The following is a 15,462-nucleotide window of genomic DNA, read 5'->3' as shown; positions in this document are numbered from 1 at the left end:
TCAGGGCGTCGGATCGCTGCTCGCCCCAGCCTGGGCGGCCGCCAGCCTGGCGGCGCGGCGTGCTTGCAGGGCTTCGAGTCGTTCGCGCTCGTCGTCAAGGGCACCGGGGCCGGGCAGGACGGTCACGTTGCGGGGCGCCACGGGCTGGCCATCGCGCGTGCTCAGACGCAAGGGGCCCAGAGGCTGGCCGGTGGCGCGGTCGACCAGGGTCACGGCCGGGCCGTCAGGGAGGGCCTCGTGCTGGTCGCCCCACTGGGTCAGCGCCACGAGCACGGGCAGCAGATCACGCCCTTTGTCGGTCAGCGCATAGGCCATGGCCTTGCCGTTCTGGCTGGTCTGTGTCACCTCCAGCACCCCATGGGCCACCAGGCGGCCCAGGCGCTGACTGAGGATGTTGGGCGCGATGCCCAGACGCGCTTCGAACTCGCCAAACCGGCGCGCGCCCCAAAAGGCTTCGCGCACGATGAGCAGCGTCCACCACTCACCGATCACGTCCAGTGATCGGGCGATGGAGCAACGCATGTGGGCAAAGCTGCTGCGGGTCATGAGGCCATTGTAGGCTGCACCGCATTTACTTGCATGATGAAAGTTCATGGGATAGCATGCGACTACTTTCAATACGCAAGTAATTCTGGAGTGCTTGATGGCCGAGATCGCCCTGTTCGTTCATTCCACTGGCACCGGGCCCTTCATGTGGACGCGCCTGCTGACGCCGCGCCCCGAGGGCCTGACGCCGTTGACGCCCAGCAACCGGGGCTACAGCCTGGCTGACATGGTGCCCCGCGGGCAGCCGTTGAGCCTGGCCGACGAGGTGGCGCACCTGCGGGCCCAGATTCCTGCCGACACCACCGCACTGCATCTGGTCGGCCACTCGTATGGCGGCCTGGCCGCGCTCACCCTGGCCATGGACAAGACCTTGCCGCTGCGCTCGGTGTGGCTGTACGAGCCGGTGCTGTTCGGCGCCTTGCGCGCCGAGATGCCCCACCTGCCCGATGATGCGGCGGCCGATGTGCAGCGCCTGTTCGACGGCGCCCACTCGATGCTGGACGACGAGACCGGCGGGCTCGCGCCCTGGCTGGAGCGCTTTGTCGACTACTGGAACCAGCCGGGCGCCTGGGCTGCGATGAGCGACAAAGCGCGCCAGATGGCCCAGTTGGTGGGCTGGAAGATGTACCAGGAGGTGCGCGCGGTGGCGACCACGGCCGAGCCCTTTGCCCATTACCGCCTGACCGTTCCATTGACCCTGGTGCGGGGCGCGTGCTCGCCCGCGCCCACGCGTGAGATGGTGCAACGCCTGGCCGCCGCAAACCCGCACGCCGAGGTCGAGGTCTTGCCCGGTTTGGGACACATGTCGCCCCTGAGCGCACCGGATCAGGTGATGCCGTCGCTGCAACGGCACTGGGCACGCGCCATGGGCTGACCCGGGTTTGACGCGTTCGGATTCACGGTTTTGACCGTGCACGTCGTCGGTGCCGCGCCCGGGCTGCGTACGATGGCGTCATGAACGATTCAAGCAGTCTTCAATCCGCCCATGGTGCTGCCAAGGTGGCCGTGATCGGCGCCGGCATGGCCGGGCTGAGTTGCGCCACGGCCCTGCACGAGGCCGGTTGCCGTGTCACCCTGTTCGACAAAAGCCGGGGCCCCTCGGGCCGCATGAGCACACGGCGGGCAGAAGGCTGGCAGTGCGACCACGGCGCGCAGTATTTCACCGCCCGCGACGCCGCGTTCGCAGAACAGGTGCAGTCTTGGGTGGACGCGGGCTGCGTCGCGGCCTGGGCGCCGCGCTTGCGCGCCTGGTCGCGCGAGGCCGGTTGGAGCCAGCCCGGTGAGGCAGTCACGCGCTGGGTGGGCACGCCGCGCATGACCGCTCCGGCAGCGGCCATGGTGGCGGCCTTGCAGGCGGCGGGTCATGCATTGCATCTGCAGCACACCGTCACGGGCGTTCACCGCACCACATACGGTTGGCGGATACGGGTGGCTGAACTGGAGGCGGCTGGCGCGGCAGCCCATGCGGCGTTGGATGCAGGGTTGGATGCAGCGTTTGATGCAGTGGTGTTGGCCGTTCCCTCACACCAGGCCGTCCCTCTGCTTCAGCCGGTCGCGCCCGCATGGGCTGAGCAGGTCGAAGCCGTGCGCATGCGCGGCAGTTGGGCGCTGATGCTGCGCTACGCGCAACCGGTGGCAACCGGCCTGGGCTGGGAAGCGGCATTCGTCAACACGCCACCCTTGCGCTGGGTGGCCTGCGACAGCCACAAGCCCGGCCGGCCATCGGCACAAGAGACCTGGTTGCTGCACGCCGACGCGGACTGGAGCGATGCCCACATCGAAGACACGCCCGAATCAGTGGCCGCGACCTTGATGGCTGCCGCGGCCGAGTTGGGGCTGCCCCCGCCGCAAGCATGGACGGCCCACCGCTGGCGTTACGCCGACACCGCGCCGGGCACCGCGGCCCCGCTGGCCTGGGATCCGGCCCTGCGCCTGGGCCTGTGTGGTGACTGGATGAATGCGGGCAAGGTCGAGGGCGCCTGGCTCAGCGGCCGAGATGCGGCTCGTCAGGCGTACGCAAGCCTGCGTCAGGCGGCTGGAGCAAACGCCATGCCCGCAGGCTGATCTGCAGAGAAGGATCAGCGGCACGGGTGCGCGCCTCATCCGGGGCTGCCAGGGCGGGCAGATGCGGTTTCATGTCGGGGTTCACTCTCGTGCAGCGACCCTCATGATTCCCTTCGCGTCCTGGCCCCGCTGGCTTCGTGCTGGCTCTTATGTGTTGCTCCTGACGGCGGTGTTGGCTGCCTTCATGGGGCTCGATGTGCTGATGGCACCGGCGGACCCGGCGCCGCGCAGCGCGCTGGCGCAAAGCTTTCAGCGTGCGCCGCATCAGTGGCTGGACAAGCCGGTCAATGTGTCGGTGCTGGAGCGTGACCTGGCGTCGCGTCAGGTGCAGGCCATGGGTGTGGACGGTCGACGCGTGCTGGTCACGCGGCGCGATGGCACGCACTACAGCACCGAGCTGCTGGCCACTGATGGCGGCCTGGGTGGCCGGCTGGAGTCGCTGAGCCGGGCGCAAGCCTTCGAGCTCACGGCCGTGCGCATCGACCCCCGCGGGGCCCCTACCCGTTGGGCCGACCGCGCGATGACGGCCGCCGGCCACACGCTGATCCTGGCGCTGGGCATTGGCGTGCTCATGTTCCTGGTGCAGCGTGCAAGGCAGGGCGGCAGCTTGATGGGCGCGGTCGAGCCCGTCAGCCCACCGGATGTGCGGTTTGACGATGTGGTTGGCGCCTCCGAGGCCAAGGCCGCGCTGCAGCAAGTGGCGGCTTTCATGCGCTCGCCCGAGAAGTATCTGGCGCTGGGCGCCCGGCCCCCCCGTGGCGTGTTGCTGGAAGGCCCGCCAGGCACCGGCAAGACCTTGCTGGCCCGCGCGCTGGCGGGCGAGTGCGGCGCCCACTTCATCGCGGTCGATGGCTCGCATTTCTCCAGCATGTTCTATGGCGCTGGCATCGCCAAGGTGCGCGAGTTGTTCGCCACCGCGCGCCGCAACGGCCCGTGCATCGTCTTCATCGACGAGTTCGATGGCATCGGCCAGCGCAGTGCAGGCCCGTCCAGCCCAGGCCACGGCACAGGCAGCCCGGAAGAAAACCGCATCATCAACAAGTTGCTGGTCGAACTCGATGGCTTCGACCCGATGGACAACGTCGTCGTGATCGGCGCCACCAACCACGCCGACAACATCGATGCGGCGCTCAAGCGCCCCGGGCGGTTCGATCTCGTGGCCCGGGTGACGCTGCCGACCTTGCCCGACCGCCTGGCGCTGCTGCAGCGCTGTGTGTCGCGCGTGCGCGCCGCGGAGGGGCTGGATCTCGACACCCTGGCGCGCTCGATGGCCGGCATGTCCCATGCCGAGATCGAAGGCGTGGTCAACCGCGCGACGGTCATGGCGGCCGAGCGCGATGCCGCGTGCGTGACGCAGGAACATCTGCACCGTGCGCTGGAGCGCCACCAGCTGGGCGGCGAGGTGTCGGCGCTCAAGGGCCTGATGGGCGCCGATGACCGCCGCCGCATCGCCGTGCACGAGGCCGGCCACGCGCTGGTGGCACATGCGCTGCGCGCTGGTGTGGTCGAGCGCGTGACCATCGAACCGCGCGGCCAAGCCTTGGGCGTGACTTTCATGACGCGGGCCAACGAGCTGCCGTTGTTTGGCCAGGCCGAACTGGCTGCGCGCCTGGGCATGATGCTGGCCGGCCGTGAGGCCGAGTTGCTGGTGCTGGGTCACACCAGCTCGGGCGCGGCGGACGACCTCAAACGCGCATCGGCACTGGCCGTCGACATGGTGAGCACCATGGGCTTTAGCGAGCGCTTCGGGTTGCTGAGCCTGGCCGGTGTGCCGGGCGCGTTGGTCGGGCCGCACATCCAGGAGCGCGTGCTGGAGGAGGCCCGCCAGATTCTGGAGGCGGCGCAGGCTCGCTGCCGCGACGTGCTGCAGGCGCGCCGTGGCGCGTTGGACGCGCTGACCGACACGCTGCTGGCCTGTGAGACCGTGTCGGGCGAGCCCCTGGCGGCACTGCTGGACGCCGATGCCGACGCGACGGTCGCGCTGCCTGCGCCCGAATCCATGGCGTGACAGCCGTACCGTTCGGCGGGGCATGGCCTGTGTGTTAGAACCGAGCCGATGAGGCGAGGGCGCGTCGTGCGCCTTGTGCCTTCAGCAGGAAAGGAACACGCATGGCCATTCCCTGGATGGTGCTGCTCAAGACCGTGCCGTGGTCTCAGGTCATCGCCAACGCGCCGGCCATTGCCGATGGCGCGCGCAAGCTGTGGAAGAAGGTGGGCGGCGGGGGTGAAACTGTGGCGACGCCCATGCCCATCGTCGTGCCGCCAGGCGGCGACGTCGCCCAGGCTTTGCGTTTGCGCGTCGAAGAACTCAGCGTCACCACAGCCGAGTTGCAGCGCGAGCTGCAGACCTCATCGGAGCTGATCAAGGCGCTGGCCGACCAGAACGCCGAGCTCATCCAGCGGGTGGAAGCCCACCGCGTGCGCCTGCGCTGGCTCAGCGCGCTGGTGGCGGTGCTGAGCGGCGTGGCGGTGTGGGTGGTCTGGCGCCTGGCTTGACACGCGGCGCCGCACGGCGCGCCTCAGTCTGTTGAGCCGTTGGTGGATGTGGGCGTCTTCTTGGCGGCGGGTTTGCGCCGGCTGCCGCCTCGGCGGGTCTTCGCGGCGGGGCCAGCGTCGCTGTCTGGCGCGGGCTGCATGGCGGTGGCTGCAGGTGCATCGACCGGCGCGGGTGCGGTTGGTGCGGGTGCGGTCGGTGCGGCGGTGACAGCCTCACTGCGCGGTGTACGGCGGCCCGAGCCACGGCCGCCCCGGGCCTGCTTGGCCGCGGGCGTCGGCTCGACCGGCGTTGCGTGCGCTTCAGGCGCGGTTTCCGGCTGGGCGGGCTCGCTGACGGGCGTCTCGTTCGAGGGCTGGTTGGCCGCATCCGGCTTGTTGCCCCGGCGGTTGCCGTTGCGGCCGCCGCGGCTGCGCTTTGCGCTGGGGCGGGGCGCCGTGTCTGTCGCTGTGGCGGGCATGGTGGCGGCTTCGGCGGCTGACGTGTCGGCCATCTGAGCCTCGGTCTCGTCCATCGCGGGCTCCCCGCGCGCCGTTGAGGCCAGCGGTGGGGTGGGCAGGGTGGCAGGCTGCTGCCCTTGAGGGACAGGCGCCGCGCCCACGCTCACGGTTGGCACGCCGGAGCCGCGCGAGACGTAGGTGCCCGATTTCTCGTCGCGACCAAAATCCAGCAGACCGCGCGCGCGCGCTTCTTCGAGCAGATTGCCGAAGGTGCGAAAGCCGTAGTAGTTTTCGTTGAAGCCCGGGTTGCGCCGCTTGATGGCTTCCTTGAGCACCGACGCCCAGATGCGGCCGCCCTCGTCGCGGTCGGTGACCAGGGCCTCGTAAGTCTCTGCCGCCAGCTCCACCGCCTTGGTGCGCCGGTTCTCCATCTCTGCGCGGCGCTTGGCCTCTTCTTCGGGCGAGCGGCGCGGCTGCGGCTGGTCTCGGCTGTCCTTGCGCTGGCGGTTGCTGTCGCGCACGAGGTCGTCGTAGAAGATGAACTCGTCGCAGTTGGCGATCAGCAGATCCGAGGTCGACTGCTTGACGCCCACACCGATCACGTACTTGGCGTTCTCGCGCAGTTTCGAGACCAGCGGCGAGAAGTCTGAATCGCCCGAGATGATCACGAAGGTGTTGACGTGGGCCTTGGTGTAGCAAAGGTCCAGCGCGTCGACCACCATCCGGATGTCGGCCGAGTTCTTGCCCGACTGGCGCACATGGGGGATCTCGATCATCTCGAAGTTGGCTTCGTGCATCGGGGCCTTGAAGCCCTTGTAGCGGTCCCAGTCGCAGTAGGCCTTCTTCACCACGATGCTGCCCTTGAGCAGCAGGCGCTCGAGCACCTTCTTGATGTCGAACTTCTCGTAGTTGGCGTCGCGCACGCCGAGGGCGACGTTCTCGAAGTCGCAGAACAGCGCCATGCTGATGTGGTCAGGGGTAGCGGCCATGGGTTCTCACTCGGGTATGGGTTTCTTGAAGGCCTTGCGGCGCGCCTGTTCGGCCGCCTGCTTGGCGCGGATGCGTTCGGCTTCGGCCGCTTCGGCGGCTTCGCGCCACGCGGTAAAGACCTCGGGTGTCTCCAGCGTGATGCGGCCCAGGGCGGCGCTGCGGAAGTCGTTCAGCACGATTTCGGCTGCTTTCTGCATGTTCACGCGGCCCCCTGCCATCACGGCGCCGCGTTGCTTGCCGATCTGCGTGAGCAGCTCGTCATCATGCTGCTGCGGGATGGCCACGGTGTCGGACAGCTTATAGCGCGCCGCCAGCAGCGACGCGTAGTGGCCCTTGAGGCTGTTGAGCAGCTCCAGCGCCACCTCTTCCTCGTCGTAGGCGTTGCGGCCCACCGCGCCACTGGCGGCCAGGTGGTAGCCGCTCTTCTCGACGATGATCTTGGGCCAGAGCATGCCCGGCGTGTCGAACAGGTAGAAGTCGCTGGCCAGGTTGATGCGTTGCTCGACCCGCGTGATGCCTGCTTCGTCGCCCGTCTTGGCGGCCTTGCGGCCCACCAGCGTGTTCATCAGCGTCGATTTGCCAACATTGGGGATGCCGCAGATCACCACGCGCAGTGGCTTGTCCATGCCGCCGCGTTGTGGCACCAGTCCCCGGCAGGCCTGAATCAAGCGCTGTGCCGGGGCTTTTTCGCCCGCATCCAGCGCGATGGCACGCGTCTCGGGCTGGGCGTTGTACCAGTCCAGCCAGGCTTCGGTGCGGGCCGGATCGGCCAGATCCTGCTTGTTGAGCACCTTGAGCTTGGGACGGCGGCCGGTGAGCTCGGCCAGCATCGGGTTCGCGCTCGAACCCGGCAGCCGCGCGTCGAGCAATTCGATCACGACGTCGGTCTCCTTCAGGCGCTCGATCAGCGCCTTCTTGGTCACGTGCATGTGACCCGGGAACCAGTTGATGGCCATGCGGGGAAGGTTCTCTGAGTTGGGTGTTCGGATGAACGGCCGAATGGCCGGCATCACGCCGCGTATTGTCGCTGTTCGGCGCGTTGTGCTTGTAGCCACGCGGTGATGGCACGGCTGTCCTGTATCGTGCGCAGGGTGTCGTAGGCCTGCTGGGCCTCGGGGTAGGTGCGGCGCAGGTAGTTCAGCCATTGCTTGAGCCGCCCGGCGCGGTGACGGCCTTCGACCCGCGCGCACACTTGTTCCCAGAACACATCCATCATGGCCAGCAACTCGTCCCACTGCACCGGCCGGGCGCGGGCGCCGTCGAGCTCTGCACGGATGGCCCAGGCCAGGGCCGGGTCGGCCACCAGCCCACGACCCAGCATCAGGTCATCGCAGCCCGAGGCCTCGCGGCACCGGCGAGCGTCATCCACCGTCCAGATCTCGCCATTGGCGATCAGCGGAATCGCCACGGCAGCGCGGATGTCGGCGATGCGCTCCCAATAGGCGGGCGGACGGTAGCCGTGGGCCTTGGTGCGGGCGTGCACGACGAGTTCGCCTGCGCCGCCCGCGGCGATGGCACGGGCGCAATCTTCGGCCAGTGCGTCGTCATCGAAGCCCAAGCGCATCTTGGCCGACACCGGCATGTCCGGTGGCACCGCCCGCCGGACGGCCTCAACCACACGGTACACCTGCTCGGGCTCCTTCAACAGCGCCGCGCCGCCGCCATGCCGGTTCACCACCTTGGCCGGACAACCGAAGTTGAGGTCGATGCCGGCGGGGCCCAGACCGGCCAGGCGCGCGGCGTTCTCGGCCATGCAGGCGGGGTCGGAACCCAGCAGCTGTGCGCGCACCGGGGTGCCCGCATGCGTGCGACCGCCCTGGCGCAGCTCGGGGACGATGCGAACAAAGGCACGTTCGGGCAGCAGCGTCCCGGTGATGCGGATGAACTCCGACACGCAACGGTCCACGCCGCCGATGCGGGTCAGCACATCCCGCAAGGTGCAATCCAGCAAGCCCTCCATCGGGGCCAGCAGCAGGGTCATGGGTGAGGCCCGGCAGACAACGAAGCCGGCAGTGTAGGCGTTCGTGGGCAGGGGTGGCGCAGGTGGACGCAAGGGAGGCGAATCTGCGCTTCGTCGCTCAAGCTTGCCGATGCGACGCCGATATGACGAACAAACCTGCCAGTCCCAGCCTACCGCATTTCACATGATGACGTCTGCCGCTGTCGCCGCCGCTGCCGCCACCGATGACATCCTGCGGGAGCTTGACCACGCCCGTGCGCGAGGCCCGCTCCAGCACATCACGATCCCGCCTTGCCCGGAACTGCTCAGCCGCCTTCAACGGGCGCTGGCCGAACCGGAGCCTGATCTCAATGAGGTCGCCCGGATCGCCACATCGGATGTCGCCATGTCGGCCACCTTGCTCAAACAGGCCAACAGCCCGGCGTTCTCGACGGGGCAGCCTGTGCAGACGATTGGCCAAGCCATGAATCGCCTGGGGCTGGCGCACACGGCAGGCGCGATGACGGCATTCCTCACCCGGCGCGCCATCCGCGTGAACTCGCCCCATCTCACTCGCTTCTGGGAGCGATCGGCCAAGCGCGCGACGGCGATGTCTTACCTGGCGGGCAAACTGCCAGGCGTGTCGGCCGATCTGGCACACACCTACGGCCTGTTCTGCCATGTTGGGTTGCCGGTCATGGTGCAAAGCATCAAAGGCTATACGGGCACCATGGTGGAGGCGCGTGCGCGCATCGACCGCTCGTACGTCCAGACGGAGAACGCCAACCACAAGACCGACCATGCCGTGGTGGGGGCGCTTGTCGCCCGCGTCTGGCGACTGTCGCCCACGGTGACCGCCGGCATACGTCTGCATCACGATCTGGAGGCCCTGGGTGAGCGCAGCGCTGATCCGGAAGCGAACACACTGATTGCGCTGGGGCTGGTGGCCGAGTACATCACCGTTCGCCACGAAGGCGTCGACCCGGATGCCGACTGGACGCGCTACGGCGAAGCTGCCATGGCGTGGCTGGAGGTCCAGCCCGAAGACCTCCACGCCTGGGAAGACGAACTGCACGAGTTGCTGCACGTGGTCTGACACTGCGCTGGTTTACCATCCCCGGCTGCATACACAGAACCCGGGGAACCTGCCATGGCCGGCGCCAGCTTGCTGCTTTTGATCGATGACATCGCCACGGTGCTGGACGATGTGGCGGTGATGTCCAAGGTGGCGGCCAAGAAGACCGCCGGCGTGCTCGGTGACGATCTGGCGCTGAATGCCCAGCAGGTCACGGGCATCCGTGCCGAGCGCGAATTGCCTGTCGTGTGGGCAGTCGCCAAGGGCTCGTTCATCAACAAGGTCATTCTCGTGCCCAGCGCCTTGGCGATCAGTGCATTTGCGTCGTGGGCCATCACCCCTTTGCTCATGGCCGGTGGCCTCTTCCTGTGCTTCGAGGGCGTCGAGAAGCTGCTGCACGCGTGGCTGCACGCGCCAAATGAGGCTGCAGCGGACCATGCCCATCTGACCCGCGCGGTGGCCGATCCCGCCGTGGACCTGGTGGCTTACGAGCGCGACAAGATCCGCGGCGCGGTGCGAACCGACTTCATCCTCTCTGCGGAAATTGTCGTGATCTCGCTGGGCACGGTCGCCCAGGCCGATCTGACGCGCCAGTTGATGGTGCTCAGCGCCGTGGCCTTGGCGATGACGGTCGGCGTGTATGGCCTGGTGGCAGGCATCGTGAAGATGGACGATGCAGGGCTGCACCTGCAACAGCGGGCGAATGCGAGCGCGCGCTGGCTGGGAGGTCTCTTGTTGAAGGCCGCGCCGCAGTTGATGAAGCTGCTGTCGGTGGCCGGTACGGCGGCCATGTTCCTTGTCGGCGGCGGCATTCTGGTGCATGGCCTTCCCGCCCTGCACGAGGTCGTGCATCACGCCACCGAGTCGGTCTCAGCGTGGCCCGACGTTGGCCCCTCCGTGTCTTTCGTGCTGCCGCTGCTGGCCGACGCGGCCACCGGCGTTGCGGCAGGTCTGGCAGCAGTTGGCGGCTTGACCTTGTTCAAGCGTCTGACGCGGCGCTGAGCCCGGTGGGCGTAGCAGCAGGCAGCCACCGGCCGAGCGCCAGGGCGAGGGCCTCGCGGTCGAAGGGTTTGGTGAGATAGTCGTCCATCCCACCTTCGAGGCAATGCTCGCGGTCGCCGGTGAGTGCATGGGCCGTCAGCGCAATGATGGGTGTGCGCGGCCGAGCGGTGTCGTCCGCCTCCAGTCCGCGGATGATGCGGACAGCTTCGTATCCGTCCATCACCGGCATCTCGCAATCCATCAGGATCAGGTCGAAGGCCTGTTCCTTGAACATCTCTACCGCCACCTCGCCGTTGCGCGCCTGCTGGCAGCGAACGCCCAGGCTTTCCAGTGTCATGCTGGCGATGAAGGCGTTCACCTCGTTGTCTTCAACGAGCAGCACATCACCTTCAAGCCGAACATCGGATGAGGGTGCGGGCAGGGAGTCGACGAAATCGCTGGTGTCATCGGCGGCCTGGTGGTTGCCGGGCGGGTGGAGGCTGCAGGGCAGGTCCAGCGCGATCTCGAACGTGGTGCCCACGCCCATCACGCTACGCACACCGATCTGCCCGCCCATCTCCTCGATGATCTGCTTGCAAATGGCCAGTCCCAGGCCGGTGCCACCGTAGCTGCGGTTGGTCCCCGACTCCACCTGGTAGAAAGGTTGAAACAGGCGCTCCAGCCCGTCTGGCGGGATGCCGACGCCGGTATCCGAGACATCGATGACAAGGCGTGCCTCATGCGGGTTGGGTTGCGTGGCGCGCGCGCTGATCAGTACTTCGCCCTGCTGGGTGAACTTCACGGCGTTGCTCACGAGGTTGAGCAGCACTTGGCGCAGCTTGCCTGCGTCACCCACCAGCCAACGTACCTCCACGGGCAACTGGGTCAGGTCGTGCCGGATGCGGATGCCCTTTTGCTCCGCAGTGGCCTGGAATGCCTGCGCGGCGCTCGACAGCGTATGGCGGGGATCGAAGGGCTGGGGATTCAGCCGAATCTTCTGCGCGTCGATCTTGGCGAAATCGAGGATTTCGTTGAGCACCTGCAGCAGGTTGCGCGCAGAATCGCGCGCTGACTTCACGAACAGCCGGTCGCGCTCGGACAACTGCTGGTCGTTGAGCATCCCGAGTGCACCAATCACCCCGTTCATGGGTGTGCGGATCTCGTGGCTCATGTTGGCCAGAAAGGCCGTCTTTGCACGGTTGGCAGCCTCGGCCTGTTCCTTCATGCGTCGCAACTCGGCGATGTGATTCTTGCGCTTGGACTGGAGGAAGAGTTTGCGTTCGCGCAGCATGGCGAAGCGATACAGCATGTAACCCAGCGCATTGGCTGCGCCAAGATGAATCAGCATGCGATGAAAAGACGTTGCTTCAAAATGCGGCACCTTGGCGGCGAACCATACGGCAGTGAGCGCCACCATGCTGCCGAGCAACAGCGTGGCGCCAGCGCGCAAGCGTGCAAAGCCATATGTCATCAGCGTGATCAACACCATCGAGGTGGTGATCGCCCAATATGCCACCAACGTGGGAGAGGACGGTGGCGTCAGGTGTGCAAGGTATCCCGTGGTGATGGCGGTAAATACCACCATCACAGAACAGGCAAACGAATAATGCGTGGTCAGGAAACGCTGATGGCGCTGGGTCAGTCTCGCGAAGGCGAGAAGACTTCCGATGAGCGCCAGGCGAAGATTCTGACGCTCGTTGAAAATCATGCCGCTGGCGGTCAGTTCAGCCAGCCAGAAAGCAGAAAAACAGAGCGCGCCGACGAGGCAGAGGATGAAGAGAAATCGGACGCCATACGACTGGTAACTTCGAATGAAGTCCGCTTCAAGGCTCGCATTATTGAATCCGCGGTTGCCCATCGAACGGAACCGGGCAACGATCAGGCGGTACAGCTTGCCTGTGCGGGTTGCGGCCATCGTCATCGTGCGGGCCCCCAAGGAGCGCCCGCTAGAAGCTGCATGAGGCCGGCAGCGCGCCGTCTCTCAGAGTCGATCCTCGGCATACGCTGCCGCGAAAAACCGCTGCGTGACCTCATGGTGATGCACTTCCAGATCAGGGTGGACGGTCATGGCCATGAACGGATAAAGCGCGCACTGCGCTTGTCGCCAGAGCCGGTCTGCGTCTTTGACTGGCAGATGATAGAGGCTATGAGGCAGTCCCAAAGTGTTGGATAAGGCGATCTTTTGCCCGGCTAATGCTTCCTTGAACTGCATCGACTGATACAGGCGGTCCACAGGGCGGCGCGCGACCACCAGCACGTGGTCGACGTCCGCCGCATAACCCACCTCGTACAGCACTTTATACAGCGCGGCCGTTACCATTTTTCCTGCCGGCCCCGGACGGACAGTCAAGCGCCATGCTTCCATGAGATTTCGGGCGGTAAACAGAGCCGGCAATTCGATCTCCGTTTCGATGTGCAAAGGGTGCTGGAAGTTGGTGACCAGGCGCATCGAGCCCAAAACTTCGCCCGTGGTTTTGCATTCGGCCAGAATGAGCGCTACATCAGGCCTGAAATCGTCTTCCTCAGGCTGGGCCAGCACACGCTCCATGCCGGGTACATGACGGCCATACGCCGCGGCCCGAAGTTGCACAAGACGATGAAGATCGTGGTCAGTGTTTGCCAGTCGTACACGGAACGGCAGCGATTCGGTTCTCACCGGATCGACGCTGTATGGGCGAAGCCCATGTATCGGGAGATTTGTCATGTGTCGGCCTGAACTGCAAAAGGACCTGGCGACCGACGCGGTAACCCCACAACCGTCTGCCAGTAACAAGACAACTCGAACCCAGCGGGCGAGGGCGGCCAATACGCGGTCACGCGCGTTGATTACGCCATTTCACACCCGGCATAAGAAACAAATGTGAACAATTTCACATTAACAAGGTCCGTGCCAGCGTAGCTTGCCACGATGCACTTGATAAGTGCGTAAACGCAACGATGCGTCTTTGCGGGCGCATTTTGCGACAGGCCCGCGGGAAGATCAGGCGACGTTGCCTGCAGAAGACAGTGCGGCGTGCAAAGCGATGAGTTCCTGCGTCACCTTGTGCCGCGGATCCAGGTGCACCATCGGCTTGGCCTGCTGGTGCGACTCCCGGATCTTCACCGAACCGCTGAGATAAGGTTGCAACACGGGCAACCCCTCGTCAATCAGTTCCTGCACCAGCCGTTGCGGCAACGAGGCGCGCGGTTGGAACTGGTTGACCACGATGCCCGTCACGGCGAGCGATTCGTTGTGATCGGACTGGATCTCCTGGACATTCTCCAGCAGCGCGTACAGGGCGCGGCGCGAGAAGTCATCGCAGTCAAAGGGGATCAGACAGCCCTGGGCGGCGATCAGCGCCGAGCGGGTGTAGAAATTGAGAGCCGGCGGCGTGTCGATGTAGATGCGGTCATACGACTCGGACAGCTCGTCCAGGGCGTCGCGCAGCTTGTAGATCTTGTAGCGCGATTCCAGCTTGCTGTGCAGTTCGTCCAGCAAAGGATGAGAAGGCATCAGCCGCAGTTCGGGCCAGGGCGTGTCGACGACGTATTCATCGGGGCCCTTCGGGCGCGCGGTGAATTTCAGGGTCTGATCGAAGAACTCGGCAGCAGAGACGACCGCGTCTTCCTGCGGGCCGCCCAGCAGGTAGTGGGTGGAGTTGCCTTGCGGGTCCAGGTCGACCACCAGGGTGCGCAGCCCCTGTGCGGCGCTGATGGCCGCGAGGTTGCAGGTGATGGTGGACTTGCCGACGCCACCTTTCTGGTTGAACACGACGTAACGCATGACCCGGGTCCTCTTAGCGCAATGACTGGCTGCATTGTGCACTGCAGCACAGTCATTTCACGCAAAGAGCGGCTCAGCGTCCGGCTTCTGGCAGCTCGATCTTGACTTCGAGCACTTCCAGGTCGCCCTGGCGTTCCATGGCGACCTTGATGTCGTCCGGGTTGATGGCCACGTACTTCGAGATCACGGCCACCAGTTCCTTTTGCAGATCCGGCAGGTAGCTGGGGCTGTGGCTGCGGCCATTGCGCTCGTGCGCCAGGATGAGCTGCAGGCGCTCCTTGGCGACCGAGGCCGTCTGCTTCTTTTCACCGAGGAAGAAGGAGAGGAATCCCATGACGGTCACTTGCCTCCGAACAGGCGCTTGAAGAAGCCAGGCTTTTCAGCTTCGATGAAGCGCAGGGGTTTGTCTTGGCCGAGGAAGCGATCAATCACGTCGCTGTAGGCCTCGGCCACGTCGGTGCCCTTCATGTGGATGGCCGGGATGCCCTGGTTGGAGGCATTGAGCACCGTTTCCGACTCGGGAATCACGCCGATCAGCTTGACCTTGAGGATGTCGTAGACGTCTTCCAGCGACAGCATCTGCCCGCCTTCCACCCGGTTGGGGTTGTAGCGGGTGATGAGCAGGTGTTCCTTGATCGGCTCGGCACCTTCCTGCGCGCGCTTGGTCTTGCTGCTGAGCATGCCCAGGATGCGATCGGAGTCGCGCACCGACGACACCTCGGGGTTGGTGACCACAATGGCCTCATCGGCGAAGTGCATGGCCATCAGCGCGCCGGTCTCGATGCCGGCGGGCGAGTCACAGACGATGTACTCGAAGCCCATTTCGCCCAGGTCTTTCAGGACCTTCTCGACGCCGTCTTGCGTCAGGGCTTCCTTGTCGCGCGTTTGCGAGGCAGCCAGCACGAACAGGTTCTCGCACTGCTTGTCCTTGATGAGGGCCTGGTTGAGGTTGGCCTCGCCATGGATCACGTTGATCAGGTCATAGACCACCCGGCGTTCGCAGCCCATGATGAGGTCGAGGTTGCGCAGGCCGACGTCGAAGTCGATGACGGCGGTCTTGTGGCCACGAAGGGCCAGGCCGGAGGCGAAGCTGGCGCTGGTGGTGGTTTTGCCCACGCCCCCCTTACCGGAGGTCACCACGATGATCTTGGCCATGGATGGCGGTCCTTT

Annotated in this window: 15 protein-coding genes; 6 read left to right on the top strand and 9 right to left on the bottom strand. The window is 65.8% G+C overall.

Going from position 1 to position 15,462, the window contains the following annotated elements; translation table 11 throughout:
* The gene (locus tag GTZ97_RS06605; protein ID WP_161649778.1) at window positions 1-546 is read right to left on the bottom strand and encodes a winged helix-turn-helix transcriptional regulator; all 546 of its coding nucleotides are present in this window, start codon (window positions 544-546) and stop codon (window positions 1-3) included.
* 97 nt (window positions 547-643) lie between these two features.
* Here GTZ97_RS06605 and GTZ97_RS06600 point away from each other — a divergent pair, with 97 nt between their 5' ends.
* The 4 genes from GTZ97_RS06600 to GTZ97_RS06585 all read left to right on the top strand — a co-directional run bounded on the left by GTZ97_RS06600 (window position 644) and on the right by GTZ97_RS06585 (window position 5,106).
* Window positions 644-1,420, top strand: a complete 777-nt coding sequence (locus tag GTZ97_RS06600; RefSeq protein WP_161649777.1) for an alpha/beta fold hydrolase — start codon at window positions 644-646, stop codon at window positions 1,418-1,420.
* A gap of 80 nt (window positions 1,421-1,500) precedes the next feature.
* Window positions 1,501-2,610, top strand: a complete 1,110-nt coding sequence (locus GTZ97_RS06595) for an NAD(P)/FAD-dependent oxidoreductase (protein ID WP_161649776.1) — start codon at window positions 1,501-1,503, stop codon at window positions 2,608-2,610.
* Between the two features lie 103 nt (window positions 2,611-2,713).
* Window positions 2,714-4,618 carry an ATP-dependent metallopeptidase FtsH/Yme1/Tma family protein gene (locus tag GTZ97_RS06590; protein WP_161649775.1) on the top strand — a complete coding sequence of 635 codons (1,905 nt, stop codon included), beginning with the start codon at window positions 2,714-2,716 and terminating at the stop codon, window positions 4,616-4,618.
* Between the two features lie 101 nt (window positions 4,619-4,719).
* Complete coding sequence (locus GTZ97_RS06585; protein ID WP_161649774.1) at window positions 4,720-5,106, top strand: hypothetical protein; 387 nt, start codon at window positions 4,720-4,722, stop codon at window positions 5,104-5,106.
* 23 nt (window positions 5,107-5,129) lie between these two features.
* Here GTZ97_RS06585 and GTZ97_RS06580 read toward each other — a convergent pair whose 3' ends face one another.
* Genes GTZ97_RS06580 through GTZ97_RS06570 form a run of 3 tightly spaced genes read right to left on the bottom strand, consistent with a single transcriptional unit; the run spans window position 5,130 to window position 8,515 of the window.
* Complete coding sequence (locus GTZ97_RS06580) at window positions 5,130-6,533, bottom strand: NYN domain-containing protein (RefSeq protein ID WP_161649773.1); 1,404 nt, start codon at window positions 6,531-6,533, stop codon at window positions 5,130-5,132.
* Window positions 6,534-6,539: 6 nt separating this feature from the next.
* Window positions 6,540-7,490, bottom strand: a complete 951-nt coding sequence (gene ylqF, locus GTZ97_RS06575; protein WP_161649772.1) for a ribosome biogenesis GTPase YlqF — start codon at window positions 7,488-7,490, stop codon at window positions 6,540-6,542.
* A gap of 53 nt (window positions 7,491-7,543) precedes the next feature.
* Complete coding sequence (locus tag GTZ97_RS06570; protein WP_161649771.1) at window positions 7,544-8,515, bottom strand: tRNA dihydrouridine synthase; 972 nt, start codon at window positions 8,513-8,515, stop codon at window positions 7,544-7,546.
* 163 nt (window positions 8,516-8,678) lie between these two features.
* Here GTZ97_RS06570 and GTZ97_RS06565 point away from each other — a divergent pair, with 163 nt between their 5' ends.
* Complete coding sequence (locus GTZ97_RS06565; protein ID WP_236651053.1) at window positions 8,679-9,569, top strand: HDOD domain-containing protein; 891 nt, start codon at window positions 8,679-8,681, stop codon at window positions 9,567-9,569.
* A gap of 54 nt (window positions 9,570-9,623) precedes the next feature.
* On the top strand, window positions 9,624-10,550 hold the full coding sequence (locus tag GTZ97_RS06560) for a DUF808 domain-containing protein (protein ID WP_161649770.1): 927 nt from the start codon (window positions 9,624-9,626) through the stop codon (window positions 10,548-10,550).
* Here GTZ97_RS06560 and GTZ97_RS06555 read toward each other — a convergent pair.
* The 5 genes from GTZ97_RS06555 to minD all read right to left on the bottom strand — a co-directional run bounded on the left by GTZ97_RS06555 (window position 10,528) and on the right by minD (window position 15,447).
* On the bottom strand, window positions 10,528-12,444 hold the full coding sequence (locus GTZ97_RS06555; RefSeq protein WP_161649769.1) for an ATP-binding protein: 1,917 nt from the start codon (window positions 12,442-12,444) through the stop codon (window positions 10,528-10,530). The genes GTZ97_RS06560 and GTZ97_RS06555 overlap by 23 nt on opposite strands.
* 66 nt (window positions 12,445-12,510) lie before the next feature.
* Window positions 12,511-13,077 carry an N-acyl amino acid synthase FeeM domain-containing protein gene (locus GTZ97_RS06550; protein ID WP_161649768.1) on the bottom strand — a complete coding sequence of 189 codons (567 nt, stop codon included), beginning with the start codon at window positions 13,075-13,077 and terminating at the stop codon, window positions 12,511-12,513.
* Window positions 13,078-13,509: 432 nt separating this feature from the next.
* The gene (locus GTZ97_RS06545) at window positions 13,510-14,292 is read right to left on the bottom strand and encodes a ParA family protein (protein ID WP_161649767.1); all 783 of its coding nucleotides are present in this window, start codon (window positions 14,290-14,292) and stop codon (window positions 13,510-13,512) included.
* A gap of 73 nt (window positions 14,293-14,365) precedes the next feature.
* A complete protein-coding gene (gene minE / locus GTZ97_RS06540) occupies window positions 14,366-14,626 on the bottom strand; it encodes a cell division topological specificity factor MinE (protein WP_161649766.1) in 261 nt (86 codons plus the stop codon).
* Window positions 14,627-14,631: 5 nt separating this feature from the next.
* Window positions 14,632-15,447: a septum site-determining protein MinD gene (gene minD, locus GTZ97_RS06535; RefSeq protein WP_161649765.1), complete on the bottom strand. Its 816-nt coding sequence runs from the start codon at window positions 15,445-15,447 to the stop codon at window positions 14,632-14,634.
* Between the last annotated feature and the right edge of the window lie 15 nt (window positions 15,448-15,462).

Origin of the sequence: Aquabacterium fontiphilum (genome assembly GCF_009909205.1) — a bacterium.
Classification (GTDB): Bacteria; Pseudomonadota; Gammaproteobacteria; order Burkholderiales; family Burkholderiaceae_C; genus Aquabacterium; species Aquabacterium fontiphilum.
Note: the sequence above shows the minus strand (reverse complement) of the source record. Positions and strands in the feature narration are given on the sequence as shown.

What these genes read in the sequence shown, in the direction of transcription:
- GTZ97_RS06605 (WP_161649778.1), bottom strand. Translation starts at nt 546, where the DNA reads ATGACCCGCAGCAGCTTTGCCCACATGCGTTGCTCCATCGCCCGATCA.
- GTZ97_RS06600 (WP_161649777.1), top strand. Translation starts at nt 644, where the DNA reads ATGGCCGAGATCGCCCTGTTCGTTCATTCCACTGGCACCGGGCCCTTC.
- GTZ97_RS06595 (WP_161649776.1), top strand. Translation starts at nt 1,501, where the DNA reads ATGAACGATTCAAGCAGTCTTCAATCCGCCCATGGTGCTGCCAAGGTG.
- GTZ97_RS06590 (WP_161649775.1), top strand. Translation starts at nt 2,714, where the DNA reads ATGATTCCCTTCGCGTCCTGGCCCCGCTGGCTTCGTGCTGGCTCTTAT.
- GTZ97_RS06585 (WP_161649774.1), top strand. Translation starts at nt 4,720, where the DNA reads ATGGCCATTCCCTGGATGGTGCTGCTCAAGACCGTGCCGTGGTCTCAG.
- GTZ97_RS06580 (WP_161649773.1), bottom strand. Translation starts at nt 6,533, where the DNA reads ATGGCCGCTACCCCTGACCACATCAGCATGGCGCTGTTCTGCGACTTC.
- ylqF (WP_161649772.1), bottom strand. Translation starts at nt 7,490, where the DNA reads ATGGCCATCAACTGGTTCCCGGGTCACATGCACGTGACCAAGAAGGCG.
- GTZ97_RS06570 (WP_161649771.1), bottom strand. Translation starts at nt 8,515, where the DNA reads ATGACCCTGCTGCTGGCCCCGATGGAGGGCTTGCTGGATTGCACCTTG.
- GTZ97_RS06565 (WP_236651053.1), top strand. Translation starts at nt 8,679, where the DNA reads ATGATGACGTCTGCCGCTGTCGCCGCCGCTGCCGCCACCGATGACATC.
- GTZ97_RS06560 (WP_161649770.1), top strand. Translation starts at nt 9,624, where the DNA reads ATGGCCGGCGCCAGCTTGCTGCTTTTGATCGATGACATCGCCACGGTG.
- GTZ97_RS06555 (WP_161649769.1), bottom strand. Translation starts at nt 12,444, where the DNA reads ATGGCCGCAACCCGCACAGGCAAGCTGTACCGCCTGATCGTTGCCCGG.
- GTZ97_RS06550 (WP_161649768.1), bottom strand. Translation starts at nt 13,077, where the DNA reads ATGGAGCGTGTGCTGGCCCAGCCTGAGGAAGACGATTTCAGGCCTGAT.
- GTZ97_RS06545 (WP_161649767.1), bottom strand. Translation starts at nt 14,292, where the DNA reads ATGCGTTACGTCGTGTTCAACCAGAAAGGTGGCGTCGGCAAGTCCACC.
- minE (WP_161649766.1), bottom strand. Translation starts at nt 14,626, where the DNA reads ATGGGATTCCTCTCCTTCTTCCTCGGTGAAAAGAAGCAGACGGCCTCG.
- minD (WP_161649765.1), bottom strand. Translation starts at nt 15,447, where the DNA reads ATGGCCAAGATCATCGTGGTGACCTCCGGTAAGGGGGGCGTGGGCAAA.